Source organism: Microbacterium sp. LMC-P-041, from assembly GCF_030209555.1.
GTDB lineage: Bacteria > Actinomycetota > Actinomycetes > Actinomycetales > Microbacteriaceae > Microbacterium.
Map to the genome: position 1 here is coordinate 429617 of NZ_JARVRV010000001.1, position 20540 is coordinate 450156.

Consider the following 20540-nt stretch of genomic DNA (forward strand, 5'->3'; position numbering starts at 1 on the left):
TGTCCACGATTCTACGGGATGCCGGTGCGACGGAGGACGGACCGCTACCAGCTGACCGGCAGCGCCTTGCCCTCTTCGTATCCGGCCGCGGACTGCAGCCCGACGAGCGCCCTGTCGTGGAACTCGGGCACCGAAGACGCACCGGCATAGGTGAACGACGACCGCACGCCCGAGGTGATCATGTCGAGCAGGTCCTCGAGTCCCGGACGCAGCGGATCGAGGTAGATCTTCGACGAGGAGATCCCCTCCGCGAACAGCTCCTTCCGTGCGCGCTCATAGGCATCGAGGCGTCCGAATCGGGCCTGCACCGCCTTCGTCGAGGCCATCCCCCAGGATTCCTTGTAGAGACGGCCCTCCGCGTCGCTCTGCAGCTCTCCGGGCGCTTCGATCGTCCCGGCGAACCAGGAGCCGACCATGACGGATGCCGCGCCTGCGGCGAGGGCGAGCGCCACATCACGCGGATATCGCACGCCCCCGTCCGCCCAGACGTGCGCGCCCTGCTCGCGTGCCGCTTCTGCGGTCTCGAGCACGGCGGAGAACTGCGGTCGGCCGACCGCGGTCATCATCCGCGTCGTGCACATGGCACCGGGCCCCACGCCGACCTTGAGGATCGAGGCGCCCGCCTCGACGAGGTCCTTGACGCCGTCGGCGGTGACGATGTTCCCCGCCACGATCGGGATGCCGAGGTCCAGAGCGGCCACGGCGCTCAGCGCACGCAGCATCCCCTCCTGGTGCCCGTGCGCCGTGTCGACCACGAGCACGTCGACGCCTGCGGCCGCCAGTGCCTTCGCCTTGGCGGCGACGTCTCCGTTGATGCCGACCGCCGCCGCGACGGCGAGACGGCCGTGGAGGTCCAGGGCCGGCCGATACAGCGTCGAGCGCAGAGCACTGCGCGCGCTGAGGGTGCCCACGAGATGTCCGTGGTGCGTGATCGTGACCATGTCGACGCCCGCGTCGGTGATCACGTCGAACGCATGACGCTCGGATCCGATGTCGTCGGCGTCGAGCGACGGTGTGCCGACGTGCACGAGATCGCCCAGCTGCGCATCGGGCAGCGCGGTCGCCAGCCGTGTCGCGGGCAGGACGCCGAGGATCCTCTCCGCATCGTGCGGTGCCTCTCCCGTGGCGACGACGATGCCGTGCCCGGCGGTGGCCGGCATCAGACGAAGGGCGTCCGCCACCGACGCCTCGGGCGGCAGCACGATCGGCGTGTCCCACAGCACCGGCTGCGCCTTGACATCGCGGATCGCGGCGTCCAGCCCCTGCAGGGGCATGTCCTGCGGAAGCACTCCGAGCCCGCCCCGCCGCGCGAGCACCGCGGCGAGCCGAGGACCGGTGACGGAATTCATGTTCGAGGCCACGATCGGGAGCGTCGCGGGAGTCCCGTCCTGCGGCGCCAGATCGACCTGCAGACGACTCGTGACAGCCGATCGTCGCGGCACGAGGAACACGTCGGAATAGGTCAGATCGACTGCGGGTGACTCACCGGAGAACTCCATACCCCCACGGTACTCAGATAGCGCCGCCGAGGGCGCATGCCTTCGACGAATGCCCGAGGAAACACGTTAGGCTTGGAAGTCGAGAGTGTGCGGGCCCGGACGCATCACGCGTCCTGGTGTGCATATATGGACTTCAGCGATGAAAGAGGGCGATCGAGCGTGTCGAACCAGGTGACCGGCGTCGGGGGCGACGGGGGGTTCGGAGCCAATTCCTGGCTCGTGGAAGAGCTCTACGAGCAGTACAAGGTGAACCGCGACTCCGTCGACAAGGAGTGGTGGCCGATCCTCGAGAAGTACCAGTCGGATGCCGCGACCGGCAGCGCGGTCCCCGCAGCCGCCACGGAGCAGCCGGCTCACCCCGTGACCGCGCCCATCCCGGTCATCGGCGCACAGCCCGTCGCACGGACCACGACCAAGCCCGCCGCTGCAGCCCCGATCCCCGCGCAGGCTCCGAAGCCCGCAGCCAAGGCCGAGGCGCCCGAGTCAGCCGAGCCCGTCGAAGAGGACAAGGTCACGCCCCTCCGCGGTCTGCCCAAGACCCTCGCCGCGAACATGGACGAGTCGCTGACGGTTCCGACCGCGACGAGCGTGCGCACGGTGCCCGCGAAGCTGATGATCGACAACCGGATCGTCATCAACAACCACATGGCGCGCACGCGCGGCGGCAAGATCAGCTTCACCCACCTCATCGGCTGGGCGCTGATCCGCACGCTCGACGAGTTCCGCAGCCAGAACGTCTTCTACGCCGAGATCGACGGCAAGCCCTCGGTCGTGGCTCCGGCTCACGTGAACCTCGGCATCGCGATCGATCTGCCCAAGCCCGACGGCACGCGCGCTCTGATGGTCCCCAGCATCAAGTGCGCCGACACGCTGACCTTCAGCGAGTATCTCGTCGCCTACGAAGACCTCGTGACGCGCGCCCGCAACAACAAGCTGACGGCGGCCGACTTCCAGGGCACCACGGTCTCACTCACCAACCCCGGCGGCATCGGCACCGTCCACTCCGTGCCTCGTCTGATGAAGGGGCAGGGCTGCATCATCGGCGCCGGTGCTCTCGAGTACCCGGCCGAGTTCCAGGGAGCGAGCGAGAAGACGCTCAACGAGCTGGCGATCGGCAAGACGATCACGCTGACGAGCACCTATGACCACCGCGTCATCCAGGGCGCCGGCTCCGGCGAGTTCCTGAAGAAGGTCCACGAGCTCCTGATCGGACAGCGCGGCTTCTACGACGACATCTTCGCTGCTCTGCGCATCCCGTACTCCCCCATCCGCTGGAACCCCGACATCGCGGTGGATCTCGCCGAGCGGGTCGACAAGCAGTCCCGCGTGCAGGAGCTCATCAACTCGTTCCGCGTGCGCGGTCACCTGATGGCCGACATCGATCCGCTCGAGTACGTCCAGCGCTCGCACCCCGACCTCGAGATCGAGAGCCACGGGCTCACCTTCTGGGATCTCGACCGCGAGTTCGTGACGGGCGGGTTCGGTGGCCGTCGGGTCGCCAAGCTGCGCGACATCCTCGGCGTCCTTCGCGACTCGTACTGCCGCACGCTCGGCATCGAGTACATGCACATCCAGGACCCGGAGCAGCGCCGCTGGTTCCAGGAGAAGGTCGAGGTCAAGTACCAGAAGCCCGGCCACGACGAGCAGCTGCGGGTTCTCCGCAAGCTCAACGAGGCCGAGGCGTTCGAGACCTTCCTGCAGACCAAGTTCGTCGGCCAGAAGCGGTTCTCGCTCGAGGGCGGCGAGTCTCTCGTCCCGCTGCTCGACGAGATCCTGCAGGGTGCGGCCACATCCGGACTCGAGGGCGCCGCGATCGGCATGGCGCACCGCGGCCGTCTGAACGTGCTGACGAACATCGCGGGCAAGACCTACGGCCACGTGTTCCAGGAGTTCGAGGGCACGCAGACCCCCGGCAACCAGCGCGGCTCGGGCGATGTGAAGTACCACCTGGGCACCGAGGGAACGTTCGTCGCCGATGACGGCTCCGAGCTCCCGGTGTATCTGGCCGCGAACCCGTCTCACCTCGAGACGGTCGACGGAGTCCTCGAGGGCATCGTGCGCGCCAAGCAGGACCGCAAGCCGATCGGCACGTTCGCCTGGCTGCCGATCCTCGTGCACGGCGACGCGGCGTTCGCCGGTCAGGGCGTGGTGGTCGAGACGCTGCAGATGTCTCAGCTGCGCGGGTATCGCACCGGCGGCACGATCCACGTGGTGGTCAACAACCAGGTCGGCTTCACGACCCTCCCGAACGACTCGCGTTCCTCGGTGTACTCGACCGATGTCGCGAAGACCATCCAGGCACCCGTGTTCCACGTGAACGGCGACGACCCCGAGGCTGTGATCCACGTCGCGCAGCTCGCGTTCGAATACCGCGAGCGGTTCCACCGCGACGTCGTCATCGACCTCGTCTGCTACCGCCGCCGTGGTCACAACGAGGGAGACGACCCCTCGATGACGCAACCGCTGATGACCGACCTGATCCAGGCGAAGCGATCGGTGCGCAAGCTGTACACGGAGTCGCTCGTCGGTCGTGGCGACATCACCGAAGAGGAGTACGACGAGGCCAAGGCCGACTTCCAGAACCGTCTGGAGATCGCGTTCGCCGAGACGCACGCCGCCGAGACCGGCGCCAACCCGGTCGCGCAGGATCTGCCGCCGGTCGACGAGCAGGTCGGCGCTCCGGAGATCACCGGAGTCTCGAACGAGGTCATCCAGCTCATCGGCGACGCGTTCGTGAACAAGCCCGAGGGCTTCACCGTGCACCCCAAGCTGCAGCAGCAGCTCGAGAAGCGTCTCGACATGAGCCGCAACGGCAACATCGACTGGGGCTTCGGCGAGCTTCTCGCCTTCGGTTCGCTCCTCGTCGAGGGAACGCCCGTGCGGCTCGCCGGGCAGGACTCGCGACGCGGCACATTCGTGCAGCGTCACGCGACTCTGCACGACCGCGCGAACGGCCAGGAGTGGCTGCCGCTGTCGAACCTCTCCGAGTCCCAGGGCCGGTTCTTCGTCTACGACTCGCTCCTCAGCGAGTATGCGGCGCTCGGCTTCGAGTACGGCTACTCCGTCGAGGCTCCCGAGGCCCTCGTGCTGTGGGAGGCCCAGTTCGGCGACTTCGTCAACGGCGCTCAGTCGGTCATCGACGAGTACATCTCGGCGGCGGAGCAGAAGTGGGGACAGCAGTCCAGCGTCACGCTGCTCCTCCCCCACGGCTACGAGGGTCAGGGGCCGGACCACTCCTCCTCGCGCATCGAGCGGTTCCTGCAGATGTGCGCGCAGGACAACATGATCGTCGCGCGCCCCTCGACGCCCGCGTCGTACTTCCACCTGCTGCGCCGCCAGGCCTACGCGCGTCCGCGCAAGCCGCTCATCGTCTTCACCCCGAAGGCCATGCTGCGTCTGCGTGGGGCGACGAGCCCGGTCGAGGCCTTCACGCAGGGCCGTTTCGAGCCGGTTCTCGACGACAGCCGGGGCCTCGATCGTAATGCCGTGAAGCGCGTCCTCGTGCACTCCGGCAAGGTGCACTGGGATCTCAAGGCCGAACTCGAGAAGAACCCGAACCCCGAGATCGCGCTGGTCAGGCTCGAGCAGCTCTACCCGACCCCGATCGACGGACTGAAGGCCATCACCGATTCGTACCCGAACGCCGAGCTGGTGTGGGTGCAGGAGGAGCCGGAGAACCAGGGAGCCTGGCCGTTCCTGGCACTCGCCTTCGCCGATGTCCCGGGTGACCGCAGCTTCCGTCCGGTGTCGCGTCCGGCTTCGGCATCGCCCGCGACGGGCTCGTCGAAGGTGCACGCAGCCGAGCAGGCGAAGCTGCTGCGGGATGCCCTCACGCTCGGCTGATACCCGGCAGACATGAAAGGGGCGCCTCGACTTCGGTCGAGGCGCCCCTTTCGTCTGAGAGTTCAGTACCAGATGTCGAGTGCCGGCGCGGGGAATGCCACGAACGCGCGGTCCAGCTCTTCGACGACGGCGGCGTCGGCATCGATCCGTCCGGCGACGTGCAGAGACGAGGCCCGCACACCCCCGGCATAGAGGATGGAGAGCGCGGACACATCGAGCTCCGCATCCACGGCCGCGGCATCGTCCACGGCCTCGACGGATGCCTCCCCCGTCTCGTCGACGCGCAGACGCCAGTCACCCGACGCGAAGCCGAGCGGATCGCGAACGCGCAGAATCACATCGATGGGCGCCGAGTACCGTCGCGCAGGGAGAGCCGCGGGGACGTCGAGCAGGCGCAGCCAGCCATGGTCGTGCACCGTCTGGGTGACACCACGCGGGTCGCGAACCAGCCACGGAAGCGCGTCGTCGAGCGGACGCAGATCGGCGGTGACCTCGTCGACGAGATCGTGCTGCAGCGCGAACCCCCACAGGGCGGCAGTCGCTTCGGGAGTCTCCGCGACCAGCAGGCGCACGGCGAGGGCGAATCGGAAGGATCCGGTGCGCTCGCTGAGGGTGAAGGCCATCGCCCCGCGCACCTCGCCGTCCGCGTCGACGAAGCGGATGCCGCGCACCTGATCGCGGTCGGTGTCACTCGGTGACAGGCCGGCGATGCCGGTCCAGCGGGAGTGCCACCCGGGGATCTGGCCGCCACGATGACCGCGGACCCGATCATGCACCGCTCCGAGTTCCGCGGCGAGCGACTCGCGGTCGAGGTATTCGACGCGGCCGTCCGAAGACGGACCTGCCCAGCCGGCGCGACGGGTATCGACCGTGACGCGCGACATATGCACAGCCGACCCGAAGCCGTACCTGCCGTAGATTGTCGCCTCCGAGACCGTCAGCCCCGCGATCGGCACTCCTGCCGTCGCCGCTGCCCTGAGCTCGCCCTCGAGGAGCGCTCGCGCGATGCCGCGACGTCGGTGCGTGGCCGACACCGTGACTCCGCTGATCGCCCACATCGGGATCTCGCCCCCACCGGGCAGCGTCAGCGGCGTGACCCAGGAGTCGATCGTGGCGACCGGAGGGGCGTCCGTCGCCGCTGCGTCGTAGACGCCGATGTTGCGTCGCGACTCGAAGGCCGCTCGGCCGAAGGCGAGCACTTCCGGTGTGGGCTCCGCGCCGAGGAAACCTCGGGTCATCGCCCTCTGGAAGCTCTCGGACTGTGCGTCGTCAGCGGTCTCGACGACCCGGTAGACCAGCGATTCCGCCGCCAGTCGCTCGGTGGAGGTCGGATCGGCCGGGATGTCGCGTGAATCGATGAGCGTCATGCTTCCAGCCTATGGGCGGATGCCGACATCACGATCTCAGGGGTCGACGGCTGCTCGCCCGCGGTCAGTGCTGAGCGGACTGCACCTCGCGCAGTCGCGCGAACACCTGGTCGCGCAGCTCCTCCGGAGCCGTCTCCTTGCAGGCGCGCGCCACGACCTCGGTGAGGGTCGTCGCCACGAGTGCCTCGTCCCGACAGGACGGGCAGTTCTCGAGATGCTCGCGGATCTCCGTGTGCTCGGTGTTGCAGACCTCGTTGCGGAGGTACTCCTCGAGATCCTTGCGGGCCTTGTCGCAGCCGCAGTCGGTCATTTCTTGCTCCTCGGGTCGGCCGCGGAGATTCCCCGCTCCACGGCGTAGTCAGCCAGCAGCTCCCGCAGCATCCGCCTGCCTCTATGCAGGCGACTCATCACGGTGCCGATGGGCGTCTTCATGATGTCCGCGATCTCCTGGTAGGCGAAGCCCTCGACGTCCGCGAGGTACACCGCCAGCCGGAAGTCCTCGGGTACGGCCTGCAACGCGTCCTTGACGACCGATGCGGGCATGTGGTCGATGGCTTCCGCCTCCGCCGAACGGCTGTGCGACGCGGTGGTCGTGGTCGACTCCGCACCGCCCATCTGCCAGTCCTCGAGCTCGTCGATCGTGCCCTGGAACGGCTCCCGCTGCTTCTTGCGGTAGATGTTGATGTAGGTGTTCGTGAGGATCCGATAGAGCCACGCCTTGAGGTTCGTGCCCTGCGAGAACGTCGCCCAGGATCCGTACGCCTTGACGAAGGTCTCCTGCACGAGGTCAGCAGCATCAGCCGGGTTGCGCGTCATGCGCATCGCCGCGGCGTAGAGCTGATCCATGAACGGGATCGCCTGTTCCTCGAATTCGCGCCGAGGGTCGCTGACCGTCTCTGCGGTTGCCGTGTCATCCATCACCGGCCAGTCTAGGCGGGCGAGGTCCACCGACTCGCGTTCCAGCGTTGCGAGCATGCTCTCTCCTTGTCGTCGAGCGCCCGGATTCCGTCATGCGAGCACTCGCGTTTACTAAGGTGGGAACCGATGAGCGCCAACAGGTATTCCCCCTCCCCTGTCCAGGGCGTCTACGTCGCGCCGACCAGCGCGAGCGCCGTCCACGCGACCGTGACGATCCCGGGTTCGAAATCGCTCACGAATCGAGAGCTCATCATCGCCGCGATCGCTGACGGACCGGGCCGGCTCATCGCTCCGCTGCACTCCGACGACTCCCGCCGGATGATCGACGCGCTGCGTGCGTTGGGTGTGGGCATCGAGGAGGTCGACGGCAACGGAGACTTCGGCCCCGATCTGGCGATCACTCCCGCCAAACTCGTCGGCGGCACCACGATCGACTGCGGACAGGCCGGCACGGTCATGCGCTTCATCGCGCCGCTCGCGGGCCTCGCGCAGCACGACGTGCACCTCACCGCTCACGAGACCGCGCTCCACAGGCCGATGGGCGGCCTCATCAGCGCACTGCGCGACCTGGGAGTCGACATCGACGACGAGGGGACGTGGGCGCTGCCGTTCACCGTCCGCGGGCACGGCCGCATCCGCGGTGGACGGGTCGAGATCGATGCCTCGGCATCCAGCCAGTTCGTCTCGGGACTGCTGCTCGCGGCGCCGCGGTTCGACGTGGGTCTGCACCTGGTGCACACCGGCGAGCATCTGCCGAGCCTGCCCCACATCGACATGACGATCGAGGCGCTGAGTCGTCGTGGCATTCGCATCGAGCGGCCCGCCACCGGAGAGTGGCTCGTCGAAGCCGGGGTGCCCCGCGCCAAGGAGATCGCCATCGAGCCCGATCTCTCGAACGCCGCGCCGTTCCTCGCCGCGGCCCTGGTCACGGGCGGGGCGGTGTCGGTTCCCGGCTGGCCGGTGCACTCCACCCAGCCCGGCGCACTGCTTCCCGAGATCCTGCAGGCGATGGGCGCGCACGTCGGCCGGCACAGCGGGACGCTGACGGTCAGGGCCGGCTCCGAGATCCGCGGACTCGACATGGACCTGTCCGCAGCGAGCGAGCTGACTCCCACCCTCGTCGGGCTCGCGGCGTTCGCGTCCGGCCCGACGACGATCCGCGGAATCGGTCACATCCGACTCCACGAGACCGATCGCATCGCGGCCCTCGTGGGCAACATCCGCGCGCTGGGAGGCGAGGCCGAGGAGCTCTCCGACGGTCTGCGCATCATCCCGCGGGATCTGCACGGCGGCGGCTGGGCGGCGCACCACGACCACCGCATGGCGACGACGGGCGCCCTCATCGGCCTGCGCGTTCCGGGAGTCGAGATCGACGACATCGGAACGACATCGAAGACCCTCCCGGAATTCACCCTCCTGTGGGAGCGCATGCTGCGGGGCGCGTCCGCGTGAGCTGGCTCGACGACTCCGACGACCTCGAGGACGACTTCGAGGACTTCGATGAGAGCAGCATCCGCGCGCGTCCGAACCCGAAGGCGAATCGCCCCCGCACGAAGCGGCGGCCCGCCCATGACGATGCGCAGATCGGACGCGTCCTCGGTGTCGACCGGGGCCGCTACTCCGTGCTGCTCGACGAGGACACGCCCGACGAGCGGATGATCACCGCGGCACGGGCACGAGAACTCCGCAGGAACCCGATCGTGACGGGCGACCAGGCGAAGGTCGTCGGTGACATCTCCGGCGAGGACGGCACACTGGGGCGCATCATCGGCATCGCCGATCGCACCTCTCTGCTCAGGCGCAGCGCCGACGACACCGACCAGGTCGAGCGCGTCATCGTCGCGAACGCCGATCAGATGCTGGTCGTCGTCGCCGCGGCCGACCCCGAGCCGCGAGCCCGACTGGTCGACCGCTATCTCGTCGCCGCTCTGGACGCCGGCATCCGCCCGCTCCTCGTCGTGACCAAGACCGACCTGGCCGATCCCAGCGCCTTCCTGTCGCACTTCGACGGCCTCGACCTGCGCGTCTTCACGAGTGCGCAGGACGAGATGCCCGTCGATGAGATCGGCGCGGCACTGGTCGGTCACTCGACGGTCTTCGTCGGCCACTCCGGCGTGGGCAAGTCGACGCTCGTGAACGCCCTGGTGCCCAGCGCGCTCCGCGCTACAGGGCACGTCAACCAGGTCACCGGCCGTGGCAGGCACACCTCCTCGTCCACCGTCTCTCTGCGGTACGTCGGCCCCGAGGGTCGCGGTTGGGTGATCGACACCCCGGGGGTCCGGTCCTTCGGACTCGGGCACGTCAACCCCGCGAACATCCTCGCCGCATTCACCGAGCTCGCCGAGATCGCCGAGAACTGTCCGCGCGGATGCACGCACCTCGCCGATGCCCCGGATTGCGCTCTCATCGAAGCCGCGGAGAGCGGCGAGCTCAGCGAGACGGGACGAGCGCGTCTGGACTCCCTCCAGCGGCTCCTGCAGACCTTCGCCGACAAGGCGGAGCAGACGCCCGGCCGCTAGGCTGGAGGGGTGACTGTGCGCCTGGAACCCGGAACCGCTGCCCCCGACTTCGCTCTCCTCGACCAAGACGGACAGACCGTCACCCTCGACGATCTGCGCGGCCGCAAGACGGTGCTGTACTTCTATCCCGCGGCCATGACCCCGGGCTGCACGACGCAGGCCTGCGACTTCCGCGACAGCATCTCGTCGCTCGAGGGCGCCGGATACCGGGTGGTCGGGGTCTCGCGCGACGAGCCTGCAAAGCTCGCCGAGTTCCGCGAGCGCGACGGCCTCACCTTCACCCTTCTCAGCGACCCCGACCACGCGGTGCACTCCGCGTACGGCGTATGGGGCGAGAAGATGAACTACGGCAAGGTCGTGGAGGGCGTCATCCGATCGACCTTCGTGCTCGATGAGCAGGGCACGATCGCACTCGCCCAGTACAACGTCAAGGCCACCGGACACGTCGCGCGCCTGCGCAAGCTCCTCGGCGTCGACGCCTGACGGTCACTCCGCCGGGCGCTCGTTCTCGGCTCGCGTGCTGGCGATCAGCAGCGCGAAGCACAGCAGTGCTGGCAGACCCACTCCGACGGTGAACGCCCACGCGACCGGCTGCAGCGTCAGCGAGGCGAGCGCGAGCGCGATGGCGAGCACCTGGAAGACGACGCCACCCGATCGCGCCCATGACCGCCCCGTCCTCGTCCCGATCGCGAACGCGATGAGCGCGGCGGCGCCGAGGAGAGTGAGCACGATGAGAGCGAGCGCTGTGGGCAGTGAGGCTGCGTCCCCAGCACCGAGGCCCACGAGCTCGATGAGAGCGAAGACGATCAAGGCGGCGCCCTCCGCCGCGAGGACCGCGGATGCCGCCAGAGCGAGGCCGGGTGAGCGCACAGTTGTCTCCTGAGAATCGGATGAGAACGGCGGAAACCCTTGATTTCGCCGGTTTCATGTAACAGAATAGACAGCGTCATGTGCTCCCACAGCGGCGTGGGGCGGGCTTCGAGCTCGCATCACAGAAAGCGGGCATCCGTCCGTATCTCATACAGGGTAGCTGAACCCGATCTGCACCCGAAATCCGAGTCGTCGCAGTGCGTCGATTTCTGAAAAACCACACCGAGGAGCCCCCATGGACTGGCGCGATAAGGCCGCCTGCTTGACTGTCGACCCCGAACTGTTCTTCCCTGTCGGGAACACGGGTCCGGCCGTCGACCAGATCGAGAAGGCGAAGACCGTCTGCGCCACCTGCACGGTGACCGAGATCTGCCTGCAGTACGCCCTCGAGTCCAGCCAGGACTCGGGCGTGTGGGGCGGCCTCTCCGAGGACGAGCGCCGCGCACTCAAGCGCCGCGCCGCCCGCGCCCGCCGCGCCTCCTGAACATCGAGAAGCGGCCCGAGACGATGTCTCGGGCCGCTTCTGCGTATCTGCTCACCGTCGCGGCGGACTCGTCACGCGGTGAGCCAGCGGAGCGGGATGTCGATGACGACTTCGGTGCCCTCTCCCTCGCTCCCCCGCCACTCGATCGATCCGCTGAGCTCCCCCTGGATCAGGGTGCGGATGATCTGCGTTCCCAGTCCCTGACCGATGCGCCCCTCCGGCAGCCCCTTGCCGGTGTCGTGCACCGTGACGCGCAGATTCTCCTCGGTGCGCGCGGCGTCGATCGTGACCATGCCCTCCTGCCCTGCGAGGCCGTGCTCTACCGCGTTCGTGACGACCTCGGTGAGCGCGAGAGCCAACGGCGTCGCATACTCGCTCGGCAGGACCCCGAAGCGCCCGGTCGACCGAGTGCGCGCACGGGTGTTCGGCGCGGATGCGACCTCGGCGACGAGCTTCAGAACCCGGTGGAACACCTCGTCGAAGTCGACCTTCTGAGTCAGCCCCTGAGCGAGGGTGTCGTGAACCACCGCGATGGAGTCCACACGTCTCATCGCCTGGGTCAGCGCATCGCGCGCCTCGTCCGAGTGCGTACGACGCGCCTGGATGCGCAACAGCGATGCGACCGTCTGCAGGTTGTTCTTGACACGGTGATGGATCTCACGGATCGTCGCGTCCTTGGTGATGAGCTCCTGCTCCTGATGACGCAGCTCCGACACGTCCCGGCACAGCACGATGGCACCGATGCGCGTCCCGTGATCCTTGAGGGGAATCGCCCGCAGCGAGACAGTGACGCCGCGTGCTTCGATGTCGGTGCGCCAGGGGGCCCGCCCGGTCACGACGACGGGCAGCGACTCGTCGACCTGTCGCGACGGCGGCACGAGCCTCGTGGTGACCTCGGCGAGAGACTCGCCCTCCAGTTCGTCATCGAAACCCATGCGATTGAACGCCGAGAGCGCGTTCGGACTGGCGAACGTCGTGATGCCGTCGACGTCGATCCGGATCAAGCCGTCTGACGCTCGGGGAGCTCCGCGGCGCGGGGAGGTCGGAGCCGCCGGATCGGGAAAGCTGCCGTCGGCGATCATCCGGAAGATGTCGTTCGCGCACTCGTCGAACGTGATCTGCTGTCGCGACGGCGTCCGGGCCTCGCCGAGGTTCGTGTGCCGGGTGACGACGCCGATGACGGTCCCCTGGTGCTCACTGCCGCGGCGCTCGTTGACGATCGGCACCGCCCTCACGCGCGTCGGGGTCTCCTCGAACCAATCCGGTGAGGACGAGTCCACGATCTCCGCCGAATCGAACGCCCCCTGTACCTGCGTGCGCCACTGCGGCCGCACCCGCTCGCCCACGATGTCGCGGTAGAACAGGGTGGCCGCTCCGCTCGGACGGGCGTGGGCTACGGCGACGAACGATCCGTCGTCGGTCTCGATCCAGACGACGATGTCCGCCGACGCGAGGTCCGCGAGAAGCTGACCGTCGCCGGCGAGTCGATGCAGCCACTCGACATCGTTCTCGGCAAGACGGCCCTGGGCATTGGCGAGGTCGCTGAGCGTTGACACCCCACCAGCCTAGAGCGCGTCCGCTCAGAGAACGGCCAGCGACGTCGCCCGCCAGCGTCGGTCGAGACCTTCGAGGCGAATCGCCACCGCCCGGGTGCGACCGGGACCCGCGACCACGACGACGGCCTCCACCTTGCCGTCCACCGGTTCCGTCACGCGGATCGACAGGATCTCGAAAGTCGGGCGCGCAGGCGAGACCCCCCTCGCGCTGCGCGCCCTCGCCGACAGATTCGCCCGCGTCACCAAACTCCGGTACGCGTCTTCATTGAACCAGCGGGCGAGCTGATCGACTTCTCTGACTCCCGCGAGCACTTCGAGCACGCCCTGGGTCAGGCTCCGCAGCAGCGGACTCGGATCCGGCAGCTCGGCGCGGGGCGTCGGCTGTGGTGCGAAGTACTCGTGAAGCATCATCTGAGGCACTCTCCATCGGGAAGACTGCGCCAAGTAGAGCATGCGTCGACTGGCCGATCCGGTCGCGTTCGTGATGTATGTGGATAACTCGTACATGCGCTCCCGGACTTCATTTACGGTGGTCCGCGTGCACTGGGATCGACTGTTCGAAGACCTCGAAGGCCAGCTGGCCTCCGAGTGGGAGAGCGAGCGCGCGGCGCTCGACGCCGAGTCGGAGCGCCTGCGCATCTCGAGGCTCGAGCTGCGCAGCCGGCTCAGAGTGCTCTGCGCATCGGCCGCTCCCGCCACCCTGGATCTGCCGGGTGGAGCTCGCGTTCGGGCACGACTGAACGCGCTGGGCTCCGATTGGATCGCTGCGACGATCGCGCAGGCCGAGGAATCACGGACGACGCGGTCGACCGTGATCGTCCCCCTTCACGCGCTCCGCGGACTCACCGTCGATCACGGTCTGCTGCTGTCGAGCCTGGACGAAGAGGACGACCCCGCCCCCGTGCTCCGCGAGCGTATGTCGCTCGGGTTCGTCCTCCGTGACCTCGCCCGGCGGCGGGTTCCGGTCAGAATCGTCAGCGTCGATGCATCCGACCTCCACGGGACGATCGACCGAGCGGGTGCGGACCATCTGGATCTCGCCCTGCACGACCCGGGCGAGGCGAGGACCGCCTCGGCTGTGCATGCGTTCCAGATCATCCCGTTCGCAGCCGTCACGTCGGTTCAGACCGCGGGAGATCAGATGCCGTGACGGCGGGATGTGCCCCAGACCTCTGGGAAACTCGCCTCATTGGCCTCGCGCCACAGTGCCATCCGTCTGGCCTCTTCGGACTGCTCGGCGAGATACTCCGAAAGGCTCGACTCTTCGACGCGCCACCGGGCGGGTGCACCGAGCTTGGACCCGCGCAGACGCCCCGCGTAGACGAGTTCGATGACCTCGTCGACCCCGATGCTCAGCAGTTCCGCCACCTGCGCCGGCGCCAGGAAGCGCTGCGTGGCCGGAGAGGAATGGGGCATGCTCCCATTCTCCCCCCGCCGTGCCGATACGCCAGGGCCGATCCGATGCTGTGGATAAGTCTCGAGCAGCCGCGGCGATTTCTGTGACCATGTCGCCATGAGCAAGTTCTCCCGTTCACGGCGTGCCGTCTGGGGTGATGCCCGCTTCCTGATCGGCATCGCCGTGGTCGCGCTGTCTGTCGCCGGCGTGTGGGCCGTCGTCTCCTCCTCCGGCGCCACGACACCGGTACTCCAGGCGACGCGAACGATACCGCTCGGCGAAGCGCTCGTCTCCGGTGACTTCCAGGTGGTGGACGTGGGACTCGGCGCCGTCTCGGATCGCTACCTCGCGCCCCAAGACCTTCGGCCCGGTCAGATCGCGTCCCGGACGGTCGTCGACGGCGAGCTGATGCCGACTTCTGCCGCCGAGGACGCGGATGCGAACAGAACCACCACGATCGTCGTCGAAAGCAGCACCGGCATCCCGGCCGATGTGGGCGCCGGGAGCATCATCGAACTCTGGCATTCTCCTCCGGTGGACGATGGCGCCCTCCCGGGGACGCCGCGCATCCTCGTCGCCGATGCGATCGTCACATCGGTGACGAAGACCGAAGGAATGCTCGCCGCCGACGGCACCACGGCTGAGATCGTGATCGACCGAGCGGATGTCGCCGATGTGCTGTCCGCGATCACCGGCGGCTCTGTCCTGTCCGTCGTGCCGATCGGCTCGACCTCGTGACGTCGGTCGTGATCGCCCTACCCGATTTCCGTGCACGCACCCTGGCCGACGAACTCGAGCTCGAAGGCATCAGCGTGGTTTCCGTCGTCGCGCCGAGCAGGATCCTGCCCCTGCCCGACGACGTCGATGCCGTCATCGTTCCCGCCAGCCGCGCGGTGCTGACGCCCGCGCTGGTCGCCGAGTGCGACAGGGCAGGAGTGCGGATCCTGCCGCTCGGCGACGGCGACAGCAGACTGCTCGGGCGCTACGGCCTCGCGGCCGCACTCCCGGCAGAAGCGCGCGGCTGGGAGATCGCTGCAGCGCTCACCGCCGACCTTGCGGGCTCCGTCGAGCGAATCGCGCAATCTCCGCGTCGTGTCACGGTGGTCTGGGGTCCGTCCGGTGCGCCGGGACGATCGACCGTCGCGATCCAGCTCGCCGTCGAGCTGTCCAGGGCAGGACGCCGCACTGCCCTGGTGGATGCCGACACCGTCGCTCCCTCCCTCGCGCTGCTGCTGGGACTCAGCGATGATGCACCCGGGATCGCCGCCGCGTGCCGTCGGGCAGAACTCGGCGCACTCGACTCGGCAGAACTCACACGGCTGGCGACCGTCCTCGACACGAGCGCAGGAGAGATCGAGGTCCTCGGGGGCATCAATCGCCCTGGGCGCTGGCCGGAACTCGGCGCACGTCGATTGGAGGCGACGCTGCGCGCATGCCGCAGCTGGGCAGAGGAGACCGTCGTCGACGTCGCGAGCGCCTTCGACGCCGACGATGAGGCGACGTACGACCTCGCCGGCCCGCGTCGCCACGCAGCCACAGTTGCCGCGCTGCAGGAGGCAGACGTGATCATCGCCATCGCGGCGGCCGACCCGCTCGGCATGAGCAGGTTCATCAGGGAGCATGCCGAGCTACGACGGCTCACGACCCGGACGCCCATCAGAGTGGTGGTGAACCGCGTGCGCCCCGGCCCCCTGGGCGTGGATGCCCGAGGTCAGATCCGGCGCACGCTCGAAAGGTTCGCCGGCATCACGGACGTCGCGTTCCTCCCTTTCGATCAGCGGGCCGCCGACGCCGCACTCCTGCACGCGCGACCGATGGCGGACCTCACTCCGCGCTCGTCCCTCGTCGCCGGCGTGCGCCGCGTCGTGGAGACTCTCGTCTCCACATCAGCAGAGCCGCCTACTGGCGGTAGCTCGAGAGGAAGTTCCCGAGGCGCTCGACGGCTTCTGCGAGCACGCGGGGCTCGGGGAGCGTGACGAGTCGGAGGTGGTCGGGGGTCGGCCAGTTGAAGCCGGTTCCCTGCACGAGGAGGATGTGTTCGGAGACCAGCAGGTCGTAGACCAGCTTCGCGTCGTCCCTGATCTCGTGGACGTTCGGGTCCAGACGCGGGAAGGCGTACAACGCGCCGACGGGCTTGACGCACGAGACACCGGGGATTGATTCGAGTCCCTTCCAGGCGATGTCACGCTGCTCATGCAGGCGCCCGGTCGGCGCGATCAGCGAGTCGATGGACTGCACTCCCCCGAGAGCCGCCTGAACCGCGTACTGGGCGGGGACGTTCGGGCAGAGACGCGTCGAGGCGAGCAGGTTGATCCCCTCGAGGAACCCCTTCGCGTGGTCCTGCGGCCCGGTGATCACGAGCCACCCGGACCGGAAGCCGGCGACCCGGTAGGTCTTCGAGAGCCCGTTGAACGTCAGACACAGCAGGTCCGGCGCCAGGGTCGCCGTCGGGATGTGCACCGCATCATCGAACAGGATGCGATCGTAGATCTCGTCGGAAAGCAGCAGCAGCTGGTTCTCACGGGCGATCTGCACCATGCCCTCGAGAACTTCGCGTGAGTAGACCACGCCGGTCGGGTTGTTGGGGTTGATGATGACGAGAGCCTTGGTGCGCGGAGTGATCTTGGATCGGATGTCCTCGAGGTCGGGCTGCCATCCGTTGTCCTCATCGCACAGGTAATGGACCGGGGTGCCGTCAGCGAGACTCGTCATGGCGGTCCACAGCGGGTAGTCGGGTGCCGGAATGAGCACCTCATCGCCCTCGTCGAGAAGAGCCTGCATCGTCATCGTGATGAGCTCGGAGACGCCGTTGCCGAGGAAGACATCCTCGGGATCGAATCGCGGGAACCCGGGGATCTCCTCGTACCGGCTGACGACTGCTCGCCGTGCCGAGATGATCCCCTTGCTGTCGCTGTACCCGTGGGCGGTCGGAAGCGCGGCCAGCATGTCGTGCACGATCTGGTGGGGTGCCTCGAAGCCGAAGATGGCGGGGTTGCCCGTGTTGAGCTTGAGGATCCGATGTCCCTCGGCCTCGAGCCGCGCCGCCTCGACGAGCGTGTTTCCACGGATCTCGTACAGGACGTTCTTGAGCTTCGACGACTGGTCGAAGTGGCGCGTTGGTGTCATTGAGCAAGCCTACAATGACGCGACGAGGGGCCGATCCCCACGGACCGGCCCCTCGTCCTGCGCTCTGCTACTTCTTCTTCTTGCCCTGCGCCCGCCGCTGCTCGCGGTTGCCCGCGGGAGCTGCCGAGCCCTCGGTGCGCTGCCCGAACGCGCCGCGCGGAGCCTCAGCCGACTCGGCCTCCTCGGCGGGCACCTGGCGCGCGGCCGCTGCCTGACGAAGCTTCTCGGTCGCGGCCTGCTGAACCTGACCGCGGTCGTTGCGGACCTCGACCTCGCCGGCGTCGTTCGCGGCGGAGTACTCGAGCCGCTGGTCTCCACCGTCTTCGGCGAGGCCCTTCGCCTCGACCTCGGCCGTCTGCGAATCGCCCGCCCGACGCACCTCGACCTCGAGATTGTAGAGGTAGCCGACCGACTCCTCCTTGATCTGCCCCATCATCGACTGGAACATCGCGTAGCCCTCGCGCTGGTACTCGATGAGCGGGTCGCGTTGCGCCATCGCACGGAGACCGATGCCGTCCTTGAGGTAGTCCATCTCGTAGAGGTGATCGCGCCAGCGGCGATCGAGCACCTGCAGCACCACGCGTCGTTCGAGCTCACGCGTCGCCGCTTCTCCGAGCGACTCCTCACGAGTCTCGTATGCGATCTTCGCGTCCGACAGCAGCTCGCGGGTCAGACCCTCTGCGGTGATGCCACCCTTGCGGCCGGCAGCCTCGGACACGACCTCGTCGATGGTCACGCTCACCGGGTACAGCGTCTTGAGCTCGGTCCAGAGTGCGTCGAAGTCCCAGCTCTCGTTGTGACCCTCGCCGGTGTGATCGCGCACCACTCCACTGATCGCGTCCTCGATGAAGTGCTGGACGCGGTCGGCGATGTCATCGCCCTGCAGGATGTGGCGGCGGTCGGCGTAGATCGCCTCGCGCTGACGGTTCAGGACGTCGTCGTACTTGAGGACGTTCTTGCGCATCTCGGCGTTGCGCGACTCGACCTGCGACTGCGCGCTGCGGATCGCCCGCGACACCAGGCCCGACTCGATCGGGACGTCGTCGGGGAAGTTGGTGCGCGCGAGGATCGCCTCGGCGGCGCCCGACTGGAACAGGCGCATGAGATCGTCGGTGAGGCTCAGATAGAAACGGCTCTCACCAGGGTCGCCCTGACGGCCCGAGCGACCGCGCAGCTGGTTGTCGATGCGGCGCGACTCGTGGCGCTCCGTGCCCAGGACATAGAGCCCACCGGCCTCGATGACCTTCTCGGCCTCTTCGGACACGATGGACTTCATCGCCTCGTACGTCTCGTCCCACGCGATCTCGTACTCCTCGGGCGTCTCGACGGGGTCGAGTCCCTTGCCCTTGAGCTCCTGCACGGCGAGGAACTCGGCGTTGCCGCCGAGCATGATGTCGGTTCCACGACCGGCCATGTTGGTGGCGACGGTCACGGCGCCGAGGCGCCCTGCGCGTGCGACGATCTCGGCCTCGCGCGCGTGGTTCTTCGCGTTGAGGACCTCGTGCTTGACGCCCTTCTTCGCGAGGAGCCGCGACAGGTACTCGCTCTTCTCGACGCTCACGGTGCCCACGAGCACCGGCTGCCCCTGCGCGTGACGCTCGGCGATGTCCTCGACCACCTGCGCGAATTTGGCGGTCTCGTTCTTGTAGACGAGGTCGGACTGGTCCTTGCGGATCATCGGACGGTTCGTCGGGATCGGGATGACACCGAGCTTGTAGGTCGACATGAACTCGGCCGCCTCGGTCTCGGCTGTACCGGTCATGCCGGCGAGCTTGTCGTACAGGCGGAAGTAGTTCTGAAGCGTGACCGTGGCGAGAGTCTGGTTCTCGGCCTTGACCGGCACGGCCTCCTTCGCCTCGATGGCCTGGTGGATGCCCTCGTTGTAGCGACGTCCGACCAGGATGCGACCGGTGTGCTCGTCGACGATCATGACCTCGTCGTTCATGACGACGTAGTCGGTGTCCTTCTTGAACAGGGCGAGGGCCTTGATCGAGTTGTTGAGGAACGAGATCAGCGGCGTGTTCGCGGACTCGTACAGGTTGTCGATGCCGAGGTAGTCCTCGACCTTCTCGATGCCGGGTTCGAGAACGCCGACGGTGCGCTTCTTCTCGTCGACCTCGTAGTCGACGCCCGCCTCGAGGGTGCGCGCGATCTTCGCGAACTCCGCGAACCAGCGGTTCGCCTCACCGGAAGACGGTCCTGAGATGATCAGCGGCGTGCGCGCCTCATCGATCAGGATGGAGTCGACCTCGTCGACGATCGCGAAGTAGTGCTCGCGCTGGACGAGGTCTTCCTTGCGCCACGCCATGTTGTCGCGGAGGTAGTCGAAGCCGAACTCGTTGTTCGTGCCGTAGGTGATGTCGGACGCATACTGCTCGCGGCGCACAGCCGGGGTCTGGCCCGAGACGATGATTCCCGTCGACATGCCGAGGGCCCGGTACACGCGCCCCATGAGCTCTGCCTGATAGCTCGCGAGGAAGTCGTTGACCGTGATCACGTGGACGCCCTCGCCCGCGATCGCATTGAGGTACGCCGGGAAGGTGGCGACCAGGGTCTTGCCCTCACCGGTCTTCATCTCTGCGATGTTGCCGAGGTGGAGAGCAGCACCACCCATGATCTGCACGTCGTACGCGCGCATACCGAGGGTGCGCTTCGCCGCTTCGCGCACGGCGGCGAACGCCTCGGGCATGAGCTGATCGAGCGACTCGCCCTTCGCGAACCGCTCACGCAGCTCGGTGGTCTCGTTGCGAAGTTCGTCGTCCGTGAGCTTGGAGATGTCCTCTTCCAGCGCGTTCACGGCCTTGACCACCTGGTTCAGGCGTCGGATGACCCGCCCTTCTCCAGCGCGCAGCAGCTTCTCAAGAGGATTGGCCACAGATGTCATCTCCCTGTCGATGGTTCCGGCGGCGCCGCGTGTCGGGCGCGTGCCAGGCATACCTTGTCATGTTACCGGTCCGTGACC

18 protein-coding genes are annotated in these 20540 nt (G+C 67.8%); 8 read left to right on the forward strand and 10 right to left on the reverse strand.

Annotation, left to right across the window (positions count from 1 at the left end; translation table 11 throughout):
- Positions 1-44: 44 nt before the first annotated feature.
- Positions 45-1499: a GMP reductase gene (gene guaB1 / locus QRN21_RS02130; protein WP_285363024.1), complete on the reverse strand. Its 1455-nt coding sequence runs from the start codon at positions 1497-1499 to the stop codon at positions 45-47.
- Positions 1500-1658: 159 nt separating this feature from the next.
- Between guaB1 and QRN21_RS02135 the strand changes: the two genes are divergently transcribed.
- A complete protein-coding gene (locus tag QRN21_RS02135) occupies positions 1659-5342 on the forward strand; it encodes a multifunctional oxoglutarate decarboxylase/oxoglutarate dehydrogenase thiamine pyrophosphate-binding subunit/dihydrolipoyllysine-residue succinyltransferase subunit (protein ID WP_285363025.1) in 3684 nt (1227 codons plus the stop codon).
- 62 nt (positions 5343-5404) lie between these two features.
- Here QRN21_RS02135 and QRN21_RS02140 read toward each other — a convergent pair whose 3' ends face one another.
- The 3 genes from QRN21_RS02140 to QRN21_RS02150 form a co-directional block, all read right to left on the reverse strand.
- Positions 5405-6709, reverse strand: coding sequence for a GNAT family N-acetyltransferase (locus QRN21_RS02140; protein ID WP_285363026.1), 1305 nt, complete (start codon positions 6707-6709; stop codon positions 5405-5407).
- A gap of 64 nt (positions 6710-6773) precedes the next feature.
- A complete protein-coding gene (locus QRN21_RS02145; protein ID WP_053095677.1) occupies positions 6774-7019 on the reverse strand; it encodes a zf-HC2 domain-containing protein in 246 nt (81 codons plus the stop codon).
- The gene (locus tag QRN21_RS02150; RefSeq protein WP_053095676.1) at positions 7016-7684 is read right to left on the reverse strand and encodes a sigma-70 family RNA polymerase sigma factor; all 669 of its coding nucleotides are present in this window, start codon (positions 7682-7684) and stop codon (positions 7016-7018) included. Before QRN21_RS02150 ends, QRN21_RS02145 begins: the two co-directional genes overlap by 4 nt.
- Positions 7685-7753: 69 nt before the next feature.
- On the opposite strand from QRN21_RS02150, the gene aroA reads away from it, so the two are divergent.
- The 3 genes from aroA to bcp are packed head-to-tail and all read left to right on the forward strand — an operon-like array spanning position 7754 to position 10629.
- Positions 7754-9079 (forward strand): 3-phosphoshikimate 1-carboxyvinyltransferase, encoded by a 1326-nt coding sequence (gene aroA, locus QRN21_RS02155; protein ID WP_285363027.1) that lies wholly within the window; start codon positions 7754-7756, stop codon positions 9077-9079.
- On the forward strand, positions 9076-10146 hold the full coding sequence (gene rsgA / locus QRN21_RS02160; RefSeq protein ID WP_053099066.1) for a ribosome small subunit-dependent GTPase A: 1071 nt from the start codon (positions 9076-9078) through the stop codon (positions 10144-10146). The genes aroA and rsgA overlap by 4 nt, the downstream gene beginning before the upstream one ends.
- A 9-nt stretch (positions 10147-10155) precedes the next feature.
- The gene (gene bcp, locus QRN21_RS02165) at positions 10156-10629 is read left to right on the forward strand and encodes a thioredoxin-dependent thiol peroxidase (protein ID WP_053095674.1); all 474 of its coding nucleotides are present in this window, start codon (positions 10156-10158) and stop codon (positions 10627-10629) included.
- Between the two features lie 3 nt (positions 10630-10632).
- Here the strand turns inward: bcp and QRN21_RS02170 are convergent, their stop codons facing one another.
- Positions 10633-11016 carry a hypothetical protein gene (locus QRN21_RS02170; RefSeq protein ID WP_053095673.1) on the reverse strand — a complete coding sequence of 128 codons (384 nt, stop codon included), beginning with the start codon at positions 11014-11016 and terminating at the stop codon, positions 10633-10635.
- 235 nt (positions 11017-11251) lie between these two features.
- On the opposite strand from QRN21_RS02170, the gene QRN21_RS02175 reads away from it, so the two are divergent.
- Positions 11252-11500 carry a WhiB family transcriptional regulator gene (locus QRN21_RS02175; protein WP_028503730.1) on the forward strand — a complete coding sequence of 83 codons (249 nt, stop codon included), beginning with the start codon at positions 11252-11254 and terminating at the stop codon, positions 11498-11500.
- Between the two features lie 71 nt (positions 11501-11571).
- On the opposite strand, the gene QRN21_RS02180 is transcribed toward QRN21_RS02175, so the two are convergent.
- Both QRN21_RS02180 and QRN21_RS02185 read right to left on the reverse strand, forming a co-directional pair.
- Positions 11572-13056 carry a sensor histidine kinase gene (locus QRN21_RS02180; RefSeq protein ID WP_053095672.1) on the reverse strand — a complete coding sequence of 495 codons (1485 nt, stop codon included), beginning with the start codon at positions 13054-13056 and terminating at the stop codon, positions 11572-11574.
- A 24-nt stretch (positions 13057-13080) separates the two neighbouring features.
- Complete coding sequence (locus QRN21_RS02185; RefSeq protein WP_171821901.1) at positions 13081-13467, reverse strand: Rv3235 family protein; 387 nt, start codon at positions 13465-13467, stop codon at positions 13081-13083.
- Positions 13468-13594: 127 nt separating this feature from the next.
- On the opposite strand from QRN21_RS02185, the gene QRN21_RS02190 reads away from it, so the two are divergent.
- Complete coding sequence (locus tag QRN21_RS02190; RefSeq protein WP_285363028.1) at positions 13595-14206, forward strand: hypothetical protein; 612 nt, start codon at positions 13595-13597, stop codon at positions 14204-14206.
- On the opposite strand, the gene QRN21_RS02195 is transcribed toward QRN21_RS02190, so the two are convergent.
- Positions 14194-14472 carry a helix-turn-helix domain-containing protein gene (locus tag QRN21_RS02195; RefSeq protein WP_056278255.1) on the reverse strand — a complete coding sequence of 93 codons (279 nt, stop codon included), beginning with the start codon at positions 14470-14472 and terminating at the stop codon, positions 14194-14196. The genes QRN21_RS02190 and QRN21_RS02195 overlap by 13 nt on opposite strands.
- A 97-nt stretch (positions 14473-14569) precedes the next feature.
- Here QRN21_RS02195 and QRN21_RS02200 point away from each other — a divergent pair, with 97 nt between their 5' ends.
- Together QRN21_RS02200 and QRN21_RS02205 are read left to right on the forward strand one after the other, a co-directional pair.
- The gene (locus tag QRN21_RS02200) at positions 14570-15190 is read left to right on the forward strand and encodes a CpaB family protein (protein ID WP_056278253.1); all 621 of its coding nucleotides are present in this window, start codon (positions 14570-14572) and stop codon (positions 15188-15190) included.
- The gene (locus QRN21_RS02205) at positions 15187-16428 is read left to right on the forward strand and encodes a CpaE/TadZ family protein (RefSeq protein WP_285363029.1); all 1242 of its coding nucleotides are present in this window, start codon (positions 15187-15189) and stop codon (positions 16426-16428) included. Before QRN21_RS02200 ends, QRN21_RS02205 begins: the two co-directional genes overlap by 4 nt.
- Here QRN21_RS02205 and QRN21_RS02210 read toward each other — a convergent pair.
- Positions 16352-17578, reverse strand: coding sequence for a pyridoxal phosphate-dependent aminotransferase (locus tag QRN21_RS02210; protein WP_053095668.1), 1227 nt, complete (start codon positions 17576-17578; stop codon positions 16352-16354). The two genes, QRN21_RS02205 and QRN21_RS02210, sit on opposite strands and share 77 nt — an antisense overlap.
- Positions 17579-17645: 67 nt before the next feature.
- The gene (secA, locus tag QRN21_RS02215) at positions 17646-20453 is read right to left on the reverse strand and encodes a preprotein translocase subunit SecA (protein WP_053099063.1); all 2808 of its coding nucleotides are present in this window, start codon (positions 20451-20453) and stop codon (positions 17646-17648) included.
- Positions 20454-20540 lie beyond the last annotated feature (87 nt).

Excerpts from the sequence above, each read along its gene's own strand:
- QRN21_RS02145 (WP_053095677.1), bottom strand. The coding sequence starts at position 7,019 with ATGACCGACTGCGGCTGCGACAAGGCCCGCAAGGATCTCGAGGAGTAC.
- QRN21_RS02210 (WP_053095668.1), bottom strand. The coding sequence starts at position 17,578 with ATGACACCAACGCGCCACTTCGACCAGTCGTCGAAGCTCAAGAACGTC.
- QRN21_RS02195 (WP_056278255.1), bottom strand. The coding sequence starts at position 14,472 with ATGCCCCATTCCTCTCCGGCCACGCAGCGCTTCCTGGCGCCGGCGCAG.
- aroA (WP_285363027.1), top strand. The coding sequence starts at position 7,754 with ATGAGCGCCAACAGGTATTCCCCCTCCCCTGTCCAGGGCGTCTACGTC.
- QRN21_RS02140 (WP_285363026.1), bottom strand. The coding sequence starts at position 6,709 with ATGACGCTCATCGATTCACGCGACATCCCGGCCGATCCGACCTCCACC.
- QRN21_RS02175 (WP_028503730.1), top strand. The coding sequence starts at position 11,252 with ATGGACTGGCGCGATAAGGCCGCCTGCTTGACTGTCGACCCCGAACTG.
- QRN21_RS02150 (WP_053095676.1), bottom strand. The coding sequence starts at position 7,684 with ATGCTCGCAACGCTGGAACGCGAGTCGGTGGACCTCGCCCGCCTAGAC.
- guaB1 (WP_285363024.1), bottom strand. The coding sequence starts at position 1,499 with ATGGAGTTCTCCGGTGAGTCACCCGCAGTCGATCTGACCTATTCCGAC.
- QRN21_RS02200 (WP_056278253.1), top strand. The coding sequence starts at position 14,570 with ATGAGCAAGTTCTCCCGTTCACGGCGTGCCGTCTGGGGTGATGCCCGC.
- QRN21_RS02185 (WP_171821901.1), bottom strand. The coding sequence starts at position 13,467 with ATGATGCTTCACGAGTACTTCGCACCACAGCCGACGCCCCGCGCCGAG.